Here is a 14,958-nt window from a genome sequence, read left to right as displayed (position 1 = left end):
CTCACTGTCCCTAGACCGGCGGCGCTCCGAATCGGTTCCATCCCAACCACGCCAGGTGGCTGTGCTTGAACCGCCCAAAAATTATCGGCTTGCAGCCTTGAAGTGTCGCGCTTCAGGGGAGCAACCAAACCGGAGCATCGCCTAGGGCTTGAGGGAAGATCTAAGCACTTAGCCCAAACTTACCCATCCGCCATTCTGGATCGATCGGGAAATCAGAAGTTTTTTTTAATTCTTTACATTTTAGGACTTGACATCCTCCCGAACAGGCGGGCTAATTACCTCGCCGCAAACATCAGCCCGCCTGTTCAACCCTCTTGGCTCAACCTCTAGCCATTGCTCCAAGCCAGGTCAGCCACCTGCTTAGGCACAGCGGCCGTCAGCACGTCATGGCCACCCTCAGTAACCAACACATCATCCTCAATCCGAATCCCAATCCCACGCCACTGTTCTGGCACTTCCGGTTGAGCGGGCCAATCGTCTTCCTCGCCGGGCTGCTTCGGTTCGATATCGGGGGCGATGTAGAGACCCGGTTCTACTGTCAGCACCTGACCCGGCTGGAGATAGCAGGGATCATCGCCATAGGTATAGACCCCTACATCATGCACATCCAAGCCTAACCAATGGCTGGTGCGGTGGGGATAGAAGGGGCGATAGAGTTCTTTTTCGATGATTTGCTCGACGCTACCGACCATCAACCCCAAGTCCAAGAGTCCTTCGACTAGGACTTTCAGGGCCACATCATGCACGTTGCTATAGGGATCGCCGGGTTTGACGGCTTCGATCGCCGCCATCTGGGCCGCCAACACTAGCTCGTAGAGGGCCTGTTGCTCGGGGCTGAATCGGCCATTTACCGGGAAGGTGCGGGTGATGTCGCTGTTGTAGTAGCCGTAGGCGCAACCGGCATCAATCAGCAATAGGTCACCAGCTTGCAGTTGGCAGTTGTTTTCCACGTAATGCAGGATGCAGGCGTTTTCCCCGGTGGCGACGATCGCCGGGTAAGCCGGCCCCCAGCCACCGCGCGATCGACAGAGGCGATCGAGTTCCGCTTGCACTTCATATTCCCAGCAGCCAGGCCGCGCCATCTCCATGGCCCGCTGGTGGGCCTCGGCGGCGATGTCGGCCGCTTGGCGCATGGCCGCCAATTCCAACGGGGATTTAATGTTGCGCAGTTGGTGCAGGCGGCCAATCGGGTCTTCGAGGGCTACGGGGCCGCGCCCTTTGCGGAAATAGCTCCGTCGCTGCTGTTTCCACAGATCCAGAATCTGCGCATCGAAGTGGGGATCATGGCCAAGGCTATAGAAGATGCGATCGCCCGTTTGCAGGTATTGCGGCAGCTTGGCCGTTAACTCTTCGATCGGGTAAACCACGTCTGCCCCGATCGCCTCTTTAGCCGCTTCCACCCCCAACCGCCGCCCCGACCAAGTTTCCGCCAGTCGATCCTTAGGGCGCACAAACAAGATGAACTGATGTTCCTCATGGTTAGGAGCCAGCACTGCCACGGCCGCTGGTTCGTCAAACCCAGTCACGTAATAAAAATCGCTGTCCTGGCGGTAGTTGTATTCCACATCGTTGTGCATCACCGCATGGGGCGCACTGCGGAAAATGGCTACCCCGGAGCCAATTTTTTCCAGCAGCCGGGCCCGGCGCGATCGATATTCCTCCGCCCAACCGGGAGCCATGTAACCCGTGGGAGATCCGCTACTAACCCTTGCTGTGGCGACCATCGGCGATTGCATCCTTAGCTATTCCTAACTCAAGCCAAAACTGATAGACAGTGATGGCACGACAAATCTAAAACGTTCAATCAGGTTTGGAGAGCCGTTTTGACAACCCAAAGGCCTTGGAACCGTCGCCAAATCACCCAAAATCCTGATGTTGCCGTTGAGAGATCGTGAGTAGCAAGGGGCTGAAGCCCCTTGTCCACGATGATCGAGGCATGGAAAATCAGCCGCTTCAGCCTACGCCTAGGAAACAACGACAGCCCCTAGGCCGCTTCACCACCCACCACCACATTGCGGATCCGCAAGCTGGGGCCGCCGCAACCAACCGGTAGGCCGCTTTGGCCACCCTTGCCGCAACCGCCGGACTCATCCCAATAGAAGTCGTCCCCGATCGCCTCAATATCCGCCAGGGTCTTGAAGGCATTACCCGACAGCGTGACATCCCGCACCGGCTCAGCCAGTTCACCATTGCGCACCATCCAAGCCTCGCCCGCCGTGAAGGTGAACATCTCGCCGTTGGTCATGCCGCCCAGCCAGTTGCGCGCATAAACCCCCTCTTCGATCCCGGCAATCAAGTCAGCGGCCGGAATTTCGCCACGTTCGATCCAAGTGTTGGTCATTCGGACGATCGGGGCGTAGTGATAGTTCAAGCAACGGGCATTGCCCGTCGGCTGTTCCTCCAGTCGGCCTGCCGTTTCCCGGGAATGCAGCCGCCCAGTCAAAACGCCGTTGGTGATCAGTTGGGTGGTGCTGGCCGGTGTGCCTTCGTCATCGTAGGCATAGCTACCCCGATGGCCCGCAGGTGCTGCACCATCAAAAATTTGCAGATTTTCGGGGCCAAAGCGGCGACCCAGGCTCATGGTTTCTAGCAAATCGGGATTTTCGTAGGCCATATCGGCTTCCGACAAATGCCCAAACGCCTCATGCACAAACAATCCCGTCAAGATCGGGTCAATCACCACTTGATAGGTTCCGGCCTTCACCGAAGGCAGCGACAGGGCATCCACCGCCCGCCGGGCCGCCCCGCGTACCTGGTCATCTAACTGAGTCAGGTCTTCATAGCCGTTGCGGGAGCCGGTGGTTTCCCGGCCCGTTTGTACCGTTTCGCCGTTGCGGGCCGTGGCTGCAAACCGCATTTCCATATCCACCCAGGATTGCTCCAACAGCGTACCTTCGGAGGTGGCCAGCAGGGTGCGTTGGGTGCTATCGCCATAGCGCACCATGGTGGTAGCGATTCGACCATCAACGGCGCGCAAAATTTCTGCATAGTGGTCGCAGAGGGCCTTTTTATCCGATAAGGACACCTGCCGGGGATCCGTGCCAGCCAAGGGCAGGGTGCAGGTGGCTTGAACCGGCGCGACCGGAGCCAGCAGGGTTTCGTCATCCCCCACCAGATGGGCCGCCGCGATCGCCTCTTCCAATCGTTCCAGAAGGGTATCCAGTCGGTTAAAGCTGGCAAAGCCCCAACCGCCCTTGTGGCAAGCCCGCACTTGCCCCCCGATCGCCACGCTTTCGCTGAGGGTTTCCAGGCGGCCCCCGCGCAGCAGAATATCGGTTCCCTGGGATTCTTCGAGGCGGATGGCCAAAAAGTCCACCCGATCGCGGTAGCGGGCGATCGCCTCAGTCAGTCGGTTACGAGCATCAGTCAGCCAGTCAGTCATAACGCGGTTGCGGTTGCGGGTTAAGTTCGCTGGAACGCTTGCGAGCACTCACTTTGGGCAGTGGCTTCTATTATGGCTTGGCTGGGGCCTTCCGGGACGGAACCGGGCCCGATCGCCCAAAGCTTGCCCAAAGGTGGCTTGGTTGCCCGCTGGCGGCCAGTCAATTGCCCGCCAATTGCACGCAAGTTGCACTATTGTCGATCCTAGGCTTGGGTTCTGTTGCTGGCTTTCCGTTCCCATGGCTTCCCAAGGCTGCCAACTCCTAAAATTTCACCCCAGATCATGAATTCCGTTGAACGTTTAATTGTGATGGCCGAAGACGAACTCACTGAGTTCAGCACCGATGCCCGCAAGGTTGAAAAATTGCGCCGCAAAATTGGCCTCACCCTCTCGGCTACCGAACAACGCCAAGCCAAGGAACAATTAAAAGCGGAATTGGCCGAAGGGGGACAACTAGCGGAGTTTGTGGAAAAACAGCGCCAGTCGATCGCCCTGCCCTTTTGGGGGGTGACGGGTCTTGGGTTGCTGATTGGTGTGTCCATGGAACAGCCGGCCGCCTTTGTGTTTGTGATTGCCGGAACCTTGGCCGCCTGGACGGTGCAAAAGTGGGGATGGCGTTTGCAAGCCAAGCGGTTGATTTTGAACACCCTTGAGGATTTGACCAAAGGTGGTGGGAATGGCGGGAATAGTGATTCCGCCGCCGCCAACTAGCCCCATGACGGCAGTAGAAGCAGGGCGATCGCTCACTCCCGTTCAACAGCGAGTGATCGCCATTCTGGATGATCTGGAAACACCCCTGAGCCGTTGGGTCAACGGGGCCATTGCCGTTTCAATTTTGTTGTCGGCCGTGACCTTCGTGATTGAAACCTTCACAATTGATGATCAATTGCGGATGGTTTTAACCGTAGGAAACCGAATGTTGGCCGGGGTGTTTGCGGTGGAATACGCCCTGCGATTGTGGTGTGCAGAACGCAGGTGGCGCTATGTTTTTAGCCCTTACGCGATCATTGATGCGATCGCGATCGCGCCGCTACTGATTGGGTTTTGGGATGTGCGGTTTTTGCGGCTGTTGCGGTGGTTTCGAGTGTTGCGCCTGGTGCGCTTTCTCGATCGCCGCTACATCCCCCAATGGCTGGCGGCAGACGATCGTCTGATTATCACCCGTATTTTGTTTACTCTTTTTTCGATTGTTTTTATCTATTCCGGCCTAATTTATCAAGTTGAACATCCTAAAAATCCCACTGTTATTGAAAATTTCTTAGATGCCTTTTATTTCGCAGTGGTTACCATGACCACCGTGGGCTATGGCGATATTACTCCGGTTTCCAAGGCGGGGAAATTAGTGACTGTTTTGATGATCTTGTCAGGAATTGCCATCATTCCTTGGCAAATTAGCGATTTGATCAAAAGCTTTGTAAACACCAACGATAAAATTCGCAATGCCTGCGATCGCTGTGGCCTGATTTTTCATGACCCAGATGCCAGTTATTGCCGTCGTTGTGGAGCGGCTTTGCCCAGTTCTGCCGATGACATTGCTGATTTGTAAATCACGATCTCTTAGAGGATGTTTGAAAAGTATCTTTTGGCCTATGCCAAACACCAATAGTTGTGGGGGCAAGATGCTCAAGTTCCTTGTCTCCGTCGATCCCTGGGGCGTACAGAGTAGCAATTTTGGCTTTTCAGACATCCTCTTAGGATTAACTCAACTGGTTTTGCCTCAATTAGCATTAAGCCAATCAACCTATGATCTCTAATTCTGAACCTATCCTACCGCCCGATTTATTAGCTTTGGATTTTGATGGGGTGCTCTGTGATGGACTGCTGGAATATTTTGAAATTGCTCGCAAAACCCATCAGGAACTGTGGCAATTAGCTGACCCGATCGCCCCAGAGCTAGCGGAATCATTCTATCGACTTCGGCCCGTGATCGAAACGGGTTGGGAAATGCCCGTTTTAATTCAGGCCTTGGTGGACGGCCATTCAATCACGGACATTCAATCCCATTGGCGATCGATTGCAGAAGCCATCGTGCAGCGCGATCAATTAACAGCAGCCCAACTGTCGCAACAGTTAGACAGCAACCGCGATCGGTGGATCCGGGAAGATTTAGACGGCTGGTTAGCGTTGCATCGCTTTTTTCCTGGCGTGATTGAGCAATTAAAAACTTGGCTCAATTCAGCCAATGCTGATTCCTCTTTAGAGGTTGTGATTATTACCACCAAGGAAGAGCGGTTTGTGCGGCAACTGCTCGATCGGGCAGGGGTTAATCATCAATCTTTGGCAATCTTTGGGAAAGCAACCCGTCAACCGAAAGCCAGCACCTTAAAGCAGTGGATTGGGCAAAAGTCTCGCATTTGGTTTGTGGAAGATATGTTGCCAACCCTGAATAAAGTCATCCAAGAACCGGCGTTGGATCAGGTGGAATTATTCCTGGCCAATTGGGGTTATAACACTGAGGGCGATCGCGCCCAAGCGGCCCAGAGCGATCGGATTCATTGTCTCAGCCTTGAGCAATTTGCCCAACCGTTTTCCCAATGGTTAACCACAACCGATTCAGCTCGTTAATTCTCGAAGAAGTTCTGAAGAACCCAATTTGAGCAATCAAACTTGATACATGGTTAACTCGAAGCGATCCGCTCAGACAAGGGGCTTAAGCCCCTTGCCTCTATGGCTCTTAGCAACACTGAAGTTTTGATTGCAACGAGGTTCTGAAAAACCAAATCTGAGCGATCGAACTTGAGCGATCAAACTTGATACATGGTTAACTCGAAGTTATCCGCCCAGACAAGGGGCTTAAGCCCCTTGCCCCTACGGCCGAATAGGTCAAGAATTGCGGCCAGTGGGTACACCGGGAATTGCGACATCCAAAGCAGTCACCGGCTGTCCCAATTGATTGAGCGGTGGCTGAATTGCTTTCTGATTTCCCACCACCAAGGTCACCAATTGATCAGGTTTTAGATAGGTCTGGGCTGCCCGTTGCACATCCTCGATCGTGGTCGCTTGAACGGCCTTTTGGTAGCGGAAAATGAAATCGGAAGGATAGCCGTAGTAATCGTAGGTCATCAATCGGCTGAGGGTTTGAGACGGGTCAGCAAAGTTGAAAATAAAGGAATTGAGGGCCGATTCCTTGGCGAAATTCAACTCTTGATTACTAATCGGTTGGCTCCGAACCTTGGCAATTTCTGCCTTTAACCCTTGAATGAGGGGCACAGTCCCTTCGGAGCGGGTTTGGCCACCGGCTTGGAAAGTGCCAGGAAAGTCATAGTTCGGACTCCAGTAGCCATAGACCGAGTAAGCAAGGCCCTGGCGCGATCGCAGCTCGTTAAACAGGCGACCCCCAAAGCCATTCAGCACATCATTGAGGACGGCCATGGCGGGGTAGTCGGTGTTGCTGACCAGGCCGCCCAGGTGACCCAGAACAACGGAGCTTTGGGTGAGCTGGGGCCGATCGACCACAAATACACCGCCGGTCTGCACTTGGCTCACGGCGGGTAGCGAATTTTCACGGTTGGGGCCCGGTTGCCAGTCGCCCAGGCGGGCTTCAATCAGGCGGCGCATGGCCGCGCGATCGAAGTCCCCGGAAATGCCCAAGATGATGTTCTGGGGAACGAAATAGCGCCGATAGAACGACTCCACGGCCGGGCGATCGATGCGATCGAGCGTGGCATATTCCACCGTGCGGGCGTAGGGGCTGCTGGCTCCGTAGAGCAATTTGTCAAACTCACGGCTGGCGATGCCGTCGGGATCGTCGTTCCGGCGGGCAATGTTCCCCCGCAGTTGGGTTTTGGCAAGGGCAATTTTTTCCGGGGCAAAGGCGGGTGATCGCAGCACTTCCGTAAACCAGCCGAAGACCGATTCCAGATCCTCGCTGAGGGCGCTGAAGCTGACACTACCGGAAGCAGTACCAATACTGGACTCGATCGAGGCGGCCCGGTCTTCCAGAAGCTGATCCAACGTGGCGGCATCGTGCTGCTGAGTGCCCCCCGATCGCAACACATCCCCCACCACGTCGGCCAAGCCGGTCAGGTCTTCCGGTTCCCACCGGGATCCCGTCCGCACAATGGCCCGGCCCCCAACCAAGGGTAGTTCATGGTCTTCCATCAAATAGACCGTCAGGCCGTTGGTCAATTGGAGGCGATCGTAATCCGGCAGCTTCACCTCCGGCGGCGGCGGTAATTGCAACTCCGTGTAGTGCCTGGGGGTATCAGCCACGGCCGGCTGTCGCACTCCCAACACCAACAACCCCACCAAAAGGGTAATGGCTAGCCAGCGCCAGCGCCGATCGCGCCGAGGCTGGGCTGCGAACTGGCGCGGGGAACGACGCGCCCCGATCAAACGAAAAACCTTCATGGCTACTCTGTACCCTCAATGAACCTTGCGCCTTGCGTTTTGCTCTCGATTCTGGATCTTGAATTCTGGATCTTGAATTCTGGATCCTGGATGTTGGAATGCTGGCTATTGGGCGACAGCATTTGGATCGCTGCTTTTTAGATCGCCACTTTTTGAATCGCCACTTTTGGCTGGAAGCTTCTGAATCGTGACTGAATGGGCCACTTTTGCGCCATTCAGCCTCCTCAACCGATCGCCCCAAAGGTTATTTGGGCAATAGCTTCAGCACCGTGCGATTTTCAGGGGTGAAGGTCTTGCGAGCCACCCGCTGCACATCGGCCGGCGAAATTGAACCAATTCGATCTAGCTCCGCAAACAAATTGCGCCAATTGCCCGTTTTGGCTTGATATTCCGCCAGCAGGGCCGCCATGGTGCTGTTAGAGTCGATCGCCCGCAGTTGGTTGGCTCTGGCTTGGGTTTTCACGCGCTCTAGTTCCGCCTCGCTCACCGGCTCATTTTTCAGGCGATCGAGTTGGCGATGCAGTTCCACCGCAATTTCATCCACAGAATGATCCGGTGCGCTCAGGGCATAAAACAGCATCAGCGTTGGGTAGCGATCGCCCGGAAACCCGTATAAACCCGCGATCGAAAGGGCCAATTGCTTCTCCTGCACCACCGATTGATAAAGGCGAGACGTGCGCCCATCCGACAGCAAACTGGCGATCGCCTCATAGACCACATAATCGGGATCCGTCTTGGCCGGTGCGTGATAGCCCTCCAAATACCAAGGCTGCGATTCAAGCTGCAAATTGACCGATCGGGTTGCCGTTTGGCGCGGTTCCACCGGAATTGGCAAATTGGGCAGGGGCCGCCGTTGGAATCGGCCAAAATAAATTTCCGCCAGCCGCTTCACCTCCGTCGGCATCACATCCCCCACCACCACTGCCGTCAGGTTATTGGGCGGGTAATGGGCCTCATAGAAGCGGCGCACATCCAACCGAGTCAGGTTGCGGATGTCCTCGTCATAGCCAATCACCGGCCGATGGTAAGGATGCACCTTAAAGGCTGCTTCCAAAAACACTTCCACGGCCTTCCCGATCGGGGAGTTGTCCGTGCGCATCCGGCGTTCTTCCAGGATCACATCCTGTTCCTTATAAAACTCCCGAAACACCGGATCCAGGAAGCGTTCTGACTCCAGCGACATCCACAACTCCAGCTTATTGGCTGGAAAACTGTAGAAATAGCGCGTGGCATCCGCAGACGTGGTGGCATTGAGACCCACGCCGCCCGCCTGTTCTACCAAGCGCCCAAATTCGTTTTGTTTCACGAAGGGTTGAGCCTGCTGTTCTAGGGCCAGCAACTGTTGGCGCAGTTGTTGGGCTTCGGCGGTTTTGCCCTGGTCGCGGGCCGTTTCGTATTGGGCCATCAAGGCATCCATTCGATCGAGAATCGCCTTTTCTGACTCAAAATCCGTCGTGCCAATCCGGCTGGATCCCTTGAACGCCAAATGCTCCAGAAAGTGGGCCACGCCTGTTTTGCCGTCCGGCTCTTCCGCACCGCCCACATTGGCATAGGTCATGAAGGACACTACCGGAGCCTGGTGACGCTCCAGCACAATGAACTTCATCCCGTTCTTGAGGGTGAATTCAGTGATTTGCTGTTGCACCCGATCGAGGTAGGGCTTAATCGACGCGGCCTTGGCTGTGGCCGAGTGGCCATTCAGTCCCGCCGCCGTTACGTCTTTGCCGATCACGTTGCTAATCACCGGGCCGCTCATCGGCTCAGTCGTGGGGGGAGTAGAGATGACATCAGAAGCAGCATCGGGGGCAACAGTCGCAAGGGATGGCGCAGAGAACCATGGCGATGTGTCCAAGGCCCAGGCCACCGGGACCGCACCGGAACCCAACCACAGGGATCCCGTGAGGCCCACCCAACCGGCCACCAGTCCGATCGCCCGGACAAGGCCAAACCCCTTAGCCCGTAAGACTTGTCCCAGATGATGCACCAATGCCAAGCGATCGCCCGATCGCCCTAACTGCTGCCATTTGCCGTGATTTATGCCTGACAACATGCCTGCCAATCGTGGGTATGTGTTGAAGTGAGAATTACAGTGCCGAGCGCGTTCAAAGAGCGTTTAAGGGTGGAGAAAAACAGCACCCGCCTCAGGCAAATTTAAAGAAATATTGCCTTGACCGAAACACCAGCCTGGTGACCCAAGCTGGCGAGCAGCTTCCAGCATAGTCGAGCCGCCGGATTTCATGGGCAGTTCAGAGCCGTCAGCCAAAACTTACGGAATCATGAACTTCGGTAGGCAAAGGATCAGTTTTATAACGTTCCCTTAATCCCAGACCCAGTATCCCCTGGCCCCGTTGACAATAGCGATCAATAGAGAAGCGCGATCGCCCGGCCACCACCAGCCCCCTGAGGTGCTGAAGCGGTTGCTCCCACCATTGCGCGATCACCATCTATGGTGCAACTGATGGCGTGATCCTGTAGGCGCGTTTGTGGCGCGATCCTGTGGGCGCGATCGCACTGATCAGCGTCTGTGGGCATGGGTGTTTCGTTACAAGTTTCTTGACCTGGGTTGATGAGGTCAATGTTGATGAGGTCAATGAGTAGGGGCGATCGGTCAGGTCAATCCGCAGCATTGCAGAGCGATCGAGAGATTGGCCCCCACTGCTCAGTTCATCTCAATGCATCCTCAGTTCCTCAAAACGGTTTGCCCCTTGTCGTTTTCTCTTGACTTCCTGTTGTTCACCCGTCTTTTTTCCTAATGGTCGATCACCCCTTTTGGCATTCTTAATCCCACTGGCTTGCGTCCAAGGAGTCCTAGCCATGCTGCGTATCGCTCACCGCCCATCCCCTTCTGAAACTGAAACCCGCACCCGCATTCTGCAAGCGGCTCAGCAGCTATTTGCCCGTCAGGGTTACGATGCCACCACCACCCGCGACCTGGCCCGGGCGGCTGGCGTGGCCGAAGGAACCCTGTTTCGGCATTTTGACCACAAAAAATCAATTTTGGTGGAAATTGCCACCCAAGGTTGGGTCGAAATTCTGACAGATTTGCTCATGGAACTCAGCGAAATGGCCAGCTATCGAGCCATCTCGCAAGTGATGCGCAAGCGGATGAGCAACCTGAAGCAAAATGCCGACATGATGCGGGTTTGTTTCATGGAAGCTCAATTTCACCCAGAATTGCGCGATCGCATCCAAGTGGAGGTGATTGCCAAAATGATGGATGTGACTGAGGCCTTTTTCCAAACTGCGATCGATCGGGGAATTTATCGCCCCATGAATCCCCGCATCATTGCGCGGGTCTTTTTGGGCATGTTCGCGATCGCTGGCTTCAGCGAGTTGACGATTATGGAGCCGAATATTTCCCCCCGAGAGCTTCAGGAAATGGCTGAAGGCATTGCTGATATTTTCCTCAACGGAGTGCTCGACAAAACCAACACCTAGTAGCTCAGCAGGTAGTAGCTCAGCAGGTAGTAGCTCAGCAGGGCAACGGTTAAACGGTAAAAAACTTTTGCCAAATTTACCTGCCAAATTTACCTGCCGCGCCCCTAGACCTGGTGCAATGTGGCAATCACCCAAACATCGCATAGCAATAGCAACAGGGCACAACCCAGTAGGGCGATATACATCCAAGGTTGCGCCAAGGGCCTGACATCGCGCATATCCAGGCCCGTTTGTCCTTGCACTTGCTTCACCAAACGGGAAAAGCCCGCAACCCGCATGGGCAGCAAATAGCCTTCGCCCGATCGACTCAGGAAATAGTAAACCAAGCCGCCTTGGCCGGTCGTTTTGGGTTTCAGCGCTTGGATATCGCTCCAGGACAAAAACCAACCCTTACGAATCAGCCAGCGAAACCAAACGGGATAGGTGACGCGGATCCCTTCTGTGGTTAGCTCCACTTGCTCAGACAAGGCTCCCCACAACAACACCAGCCCGATCGCCAGGCCAACCCACAGCATCGAGGGTGAAATGCTTGGGGAAATGCTTGGATCGTTGGCTGCCCCATTTACCTGGGTCAAAAAGGGTAGCGGAAGGGTTAGGGCCCCATACAGCAAAACCAGGGTGAGCCGAATCAAAATTGAAATTCGGTAGGTTTTGGGAAGGGGGAGTTCTGGGGCGATCGGGGATTGGGGAGCCGCTGCGGACGAGGACGGGGCGATCGAGTTCGGAGGTGGCGAAGACATCCAGCAAACTCCTCAGGCTTCACGATTCTTGATGGTTTTCGCCTCTAGGGTAACGCGCTGGCTCGATCGCCAGGGATCAGCCGCCAAATAGGATAAACCCCCGGTCGCGATCGCCACTGGGGGTTTGCTCAACCGATCCTGAATAGGTTCGCGATCGCGACCCCCCAAGACCAAGAACTCAATGATCGAGAGCTGTCGATTAGCTGCCGATCAACTGCCGATCAACGGACTCGAACTTACTTGTACAGTTCGGTCGAAAGACGGAAAGCCAGAATGCCGGGGATGATGGCAATAACTAGGGCGACGTAAACTTGCGTATCCGAAAGCATCGCTCTAAAGACTCCAGATGTTAAAGGGACTGACTTCACTACTTTCAACCACCCGGCTCAATTCAGGAATAGGTTCGTTACAAGGCGTAATAACAGCGTTAGGCTAGTAGGAGTTGCAAAATTTGCCATCAGACCATTGGCCCGAAATGCTCGATCAGTTCCTCGACTTTTACCCCAGCTTTGGCGTTGACACCGCGCTGTTGTTATTGGTGTTGGTGGCGTTGGAGGCCGTGCTCTCGGCCGACAACGCAATCGCCCTCGCGGCGATCGCCCAAGGATTGCAGGATCCCCAACAACGCACCCGGGCCTTAAATTTTGGGCTAGTGGCAGCTTTCATTCTGCGCATTGCCCTGATTTTGCTCGCCACTTGGGTGATCCGCTATTGGCAAATTGAAATGGTGGGGGCCCTCTATCTCCTGTGGCTCAGCTTCAAGTTTTTCACGGGGGAAAATGACGACGATGGCGAGGGCCACAAGGCATTTCGGTTCCAAAATCTTTGGCAAGCCGTTCCCACCATTGCGCTCACTGACCTGGCCTTTTCCCTGGATAGCGTCACCACCGCGATCGCCATTTCTGACCACACCTGGCTGGTGTTGACGGGGGGAACCCTAGGAATCATTACCCTGCGCTTTATGGCCGGGCTGTTTATCCGCTGGTTGGATGAGTATGAAAACTTAGCGGCCGCCGGCTATGTCACCGTTGGGTTTGTCGGTGCGCGTCTGTTTTTGAAGGCGATCGAGGGAGCCTTGGGGGTCGATCTTTGGGTTCCGCCCGATTGGATGACGATCAGCTTCATCGCCATCACCTTCATTTGGGGATTCTCGGTGCGTAAGGAGTCCGTACAAACGGAAACGGTTGCCGCAGAGTCGATCGCCCCTAACCCCACCTCCGAAGCCCAAGACCAACCAGCCCCAGAGCCGATCGACCAGCGATAGGGCTTTTGGATCAGAAATTCCCAATAGAGCCAAGCAGGTCTAGACAGATCCAAATAGAGATCTAAACAGATCCAAAATCATTCCAAAAATCCGAAGGATTCCGAGCTGCTCCGCCGGATCTTTCGGATTTGCTGTTTGGAGGTGGACTCCAATTGGTGCAAATAGACTCAGGAATAAACTGCAAAATAAACCGCCCAGCACAGTATTCCAGGGCGATCGCTCAAGTATTGAGCAGGCATGGCAGACCCACAGTTGGGTATTGAACGAACCAAAGCCGCGATCGCAGGATGGACTGAACTAGGCGGATAACCAACCTAACGGAGCAAAGAACCTTAGGAATCGAGACGCTGCCGCGAAAGGGCTTGCAACTGTTGCAACAGGGACTCGATATCCGCTTGCAGGTGCAGGAACTCAATTTGTTGCTTGACATCGAAGGGCAACTGCACTGCCTCTGCCGCCGCCGGTTTACTTACCACAGAAGACGCACTAGCCATAGGTTTACTGAAGAAAAATGAAGATCGTGGTGGTTTGAAGCAAGTATTTTGGCGCAATTCTAACGCGAAGTTTACAATTGTCCACCCCTCGTTACGAATTAACCCCGCCTGAGACAGACCCCGATCGAGACTCTATGACCCACAGTGCGGGCCGATCGCCCCATTTCCTGTGCTCCGGGTGTGGGTTTCCGATCCGGAACCTCACCCCCACCAAGTCCCCGGGGGATCGTTAACCTGTTGCCAGGGGCCGCGGTCATTTTGCCCGGGACGACTTCTCATTCTGTGGCTCAACTCCACATCCTCAACCCATTGCTTAATTGGATCAACTAATTGAATAGTCAAGATCAACTAATCACTAGACCAATTGCCTAATTGAATTCACTAAACCAATTGCCTGATTAAGCCGATCGCCCCGTTGAAAGATCGCCACGGAAAATCGCCGAAGCCTTCAGGCGTTCAGCGTTTTCAGGAACGGATTCCCAGGAAAGTACGCTCAGGCAAATTATTTGCAGGAAATCAACCTTCAGAAACTGAATCACGATGGATCAGTCGTCAAAGTGCCTTGTCGTAAACCGCCTTTCTCTTGAAGTGCTGAAGGCTGGGACGACAAAATCAGCATTATTGATTTTTCTTGATTAATTTTGTCTCGATCGACTGCATCTCGATCGGCTCTGGTGGGTTGAACATACCCTTTGATCAGAAAGAGTGCCGACGACTGTCCGTGTTTCGTCTCGGCACTCTTACTGGTTCGCTCCTCACACACCACCAGAATGATAGCCGAGGAATTTGAATCTGTCACCCCATCGCCACCCAAAATCCATCAAAAATTCACGTCCTTGTCATGGAAACCCATCCCCATCAAGGGTTGGGGCATTTAAGAAATTTTTTCGCGCGTCATAATTTTGGGGCTGAATCGGCGCAAATCCTGTGGATCGCCCCCCGATCGCGTTGTATCGATCCAAGGAAGCAACTGACTAAGGCAGTTTTCTCAAAATATTACCCAAAACATCTACTTATCGATATAAACCGATGAAATGAATCGAGATCAAATGGGCCAAGTCAATGTCAAATCAGCAAACCCAACCAGCCGATCGAGCAGTTCATGTCGCCCAGATCAGGGATTGTGGCTTGTTTGACCAAGCCCAGGAAAACTGTGAAAAAATTGGGCAGACACCTACCCGAGTTTTTCCCGAGTTTTGAATATACTGGGCAGCAATAGAACTTTGATACATCCTCCATCCCAGATCGAGACCAGCAGCCCGAAACGAGAACCCATGAGATTTTGGGTGC

13 protein-coding genes are annotated in these 14,958 nt (G+C 54.4%); 5 read left to right on the top strand and 8 right to left on the bottom strand.

What is annotated here, in order from left to right; translation table 11 throughout:
• Positions 1-326: 326 nt before the first annotated feature.
• Entirely contained in the window at positions 327-1,679 is a 1,353-nt protein-coding gene (locus AC2IAX_RS17845) for an aminopeptidase P N-terminal domain-containing protein (protein ID WP_494390435.1), read from the bottom strand.
• Between the two features lie 305 nt (positions 1,680-1,984).
• Positions 1,985-3,382, bottom strand: coding sequence for a TldD/PmbA family protein (locus AC2IAX_RS17840; RefSeq protein WP_494388643.1), 1,398 nt, complete (start codon positions 3,380-3,382; stop codon positions 1,985-1,987).
• A gap of 282 nt (positions 3,383-3,664) precedes the next feature.
• Between AC2IAX_RS17840 and AC2IAX_RS17835 the strand changes: the two genes are divergently transcribed.
• The 3 genes from AC2IAX_RS17835 to AC2IAX_RS17825 all read left to right on the top strand — a co-directional run bounded on the left by AC2IAX_RS17835 (position 3,665) and on the right by AC2IAX_RS17825 (position 5,947).
• Entirely contained in the window at positions 3,665-4,093 is a 429-nt protein-coding gene (locus tag AC2IAX_RS17835; RefSeq protein WP_494388642.1) for a hypothetical protein, read from the top strand.
• A 4-nt stretch (positions 4,094-4,097) separates the two neighbouring features.
• A complete protein-coding gene (locus AC2IAX_RS17830) occupies positions 4,098-4,928 on the top strand; it encodes an ion transporter (RefSeq protein WP_494388641.1) in 831 nt (276 codons plus the stop codon).
• A 197-nt stretch (positions 4,929-5,125) separates the two neighbouring features.
• Positions 5,126-5,947, top strand: coding sequence for an HAD family hydrolase (locus AC2IAX_RS17825; protein ID WP_494388640.1), 822 nt, complete (start codon positions 5,126-5,128; stop codon positions 5,945-5,947).
• A gap of 258 nt (positions 5,948-6,205) precedes the next feature.
• Here AC2IAX_RS17825 and AC2IAX_RS17820 read toward each other — a convergent pair whose 3' ends face one another.
• The 3 genes from AC2IAX_RS17820 to AC2IAX_RS17810 form a co-directional block, all read right to left on the bottom strand.
• Positions 6,206-7,732: a M16 family metallopeptidase gene (locus tag AC2IAX_RS17820; protein WP_494388639.1), complete on the bottom strand. Its 1,527-nt coding sequence runs from the start codon at positions 7,730-7,732 to the stop codon at positions 6,206-6,208.
• A gap of 244 nt (positions 7,733-7,976) precedes the next feature.
• Complete coding sequence (locus tag AC2IAX_RS17815) at positions 7,977-9,782, bottom strand: M16 family metallopeptidase (RefSeq protein ID WP_494388638.1); 1,806 nt, start codon at positions 9,780-9,782, stop codon at positions 7,977-7,979.
• Positions 9,783-10,093: 311 nt separating this feature from the next.
• Entirely contained in the window at positions 10,094-10,264 is a 171-nt protein-coding gene (locus AC2IAX_RS17810; RefSeq protein WP_494388637.1) for a hypothetical protein, read from the bottom strand.
• Between the two features lie 282 nt (positions 10,265-10,546).
• Here AC2IAX_RS17810 and AC2IAX_RS17805 point away from each other — a divergent pair, with 282 nt between their 5' ends.
• Positions 10,547-11,170: a TetR/AcrR family transcriptional regulator gene (locus tag AC2IAX_RS17805; RefSeq protein WP_199291392.1), complete on the top strand. Its 624-nt coding sequence runs from the start codon at positions 10,547-10,549 to the stop codon at positions 11,168-11,170.
• A gap of 104 nt (positions 11,171-11,274) precedes the next feature.
• On the opposite strand, the gene AC2IAX_RS17800 is transcribed toward AC2IAX_RS17805, so the two are convergent.
• Together AC2IAX_RS17800 and psaM are read right to left on the bottom strand one after the other, a co-directional pair.
• Positions 11,275-11,910 (bottom strand): hypothetical protein, encoded by a 636-nt coding sequence (locus AC2IAX_RS17800; RefSeq protein ID WP_494388636.1) that lies wholly within the window; start codon positions 11,908-11,910, stop codon positions 11,275-11,277.
• Between the two features lie 236 nt (positions 11,911-12,146).
• Positions 12,147-12,239, bottom strand: a complete 93-nt coding sequence (gene psaM, locus AC2IAX_RS17795; RefSeq protein WP_099535010.1) for a photosystem I reaction center subunit XII — start codon at positions 12,237-12,239, stop codon at positions 12,147-12,149.
• 146 nt (positions 12,240-12,385) lie between these two features.
• Here psaM and AC2IAX_RS17790 point away from each other — a divergent pair, with 146 nt between their 5' ends.
• Positions 12,386-13,174 (top strand): TerC family protein, encoded by a 789-nt coding sequence (locus AC2IAX_RS17790; RefSeq protein WP_494388635.1) that lies wholly within the window; start codon positions 12,386-12,388, stop codon positions 13,172-13,174.
• Positions 13,175-13,506: 332 nt separating this feature from the next.
• Here AC2IAX_RS17790 and AC2IAX_RS17785 read toward each other — a convergent pair whose 3' ends face one another.
• Positions 13,507-13,668: a hypothetical protein gene (locus AC2IAX_RS17785; protein WP_190353726.1), complete on the bottom strand. Its 162-nt coding sequence runs from the start codon at positions 13,666-13,668 to the stop codon at positions 13,507-13,509.
• Positions 13,669-14,958: the final 1,290 nt, after the last annotated feature.

This window comes from Limnothrix sp. HT2024 (assembly GCF_059138625.1).
Note: the sequence above shows the minus strand (reverse complement) of the source record. Positions and strands in the feature narration are given on the sequence as shown.

Coding starts and splice junctions, on each gene's coding strand:
- AC2IAX_RS17840 (WP_494388643.1), bottom strand. CDS start 3,382: ATGACTGACTGGCTGACTGATGCTCGTAACCGACTGACTGAGGCGATC.
- AC2IAX_RS17805 (WP_199291392.1), top strand. CDS start 10,547: ATGCTGCGTATCGCTCACCGCCCATCCCCTTCTGAAACTGAAACCCGC.
- AC2IAX_RS17790 (WP_494388635.1), top strand. CDS start 12,386: ATGCTCGATCAGTTCCTCGACTTTTACCCCAGCTTTGGCGTTGACACC.
- AC2IAX_RS17845 (WP_494390435.1), bottom strand. CDS start 1,679: ATGGCTCCCGGTTGGGCGGAGGAATATCGATCGCGCCGGGCCCGGCTG.
- AC2IAX_RS17815 (WP_494388638.1), bottom strand. CDS start 9,782: ATGTTGTCAGGCATAAATCACGGCAAATGGCAGCAGTTAGGGCGATCG.
- AC2IAX_RS17825 (WP_494388640.1), top strand. CDS start 5,126: ATGATCTCTAATTCTGAACCTATCCTACCGCCCGATTTATTAGCTTTG.
- AC2IAX_RS17835 (WP_494388642.1), top strand. CDS start 3,665: ATGAATTCCGTTGAACGTTTAATTGTGATGGCCGAAGACGAACTCACT.
- AC2IAX_RS17785 (WP_190353726.1), bottom strand. CDS start 13,668: ATGGCTAGTGCGTCTTCTGTGGTAAGTAAACCGGCGGCGGCAGAGGCA.
- psaM (WP_099535010.1), bottom strand. CDS start 12,239: ATGCTTTCGGATACGCAAGTTTACGTCGCCCTAGTTATTGCCATCATC.
- AC2IAX_RS17830 (WP_494388641.1), top strand. CDS start 4,098: ATGACGGCAGTAGAAGCAGGGCGATCGCTCACTCCCGTTCAACAGCGA.
- AC2IAX_RS17810 (WP_494388637.1), bottom strand. CDS start 10,264: ATGCCCACAGACGCTGATCAGTGCGATCGCGCCCACAGGATCGCGCCA.
- AC2IAX_RS17820 (WP_494388639.1), bottom strand. CDS start 7,732: ATGAAGGTTTTTCGTTTGATCGGGGCGCGTCGTTCCCCGCGCCAGTTC.
- AC2IAX_RS17800 (WP_494388636.1), bottom strand. CDS start 11,910: ATGTCTTCGCCACCTCCGAACTCGATCGCCCCGTCCTCGTCCGCAGCG.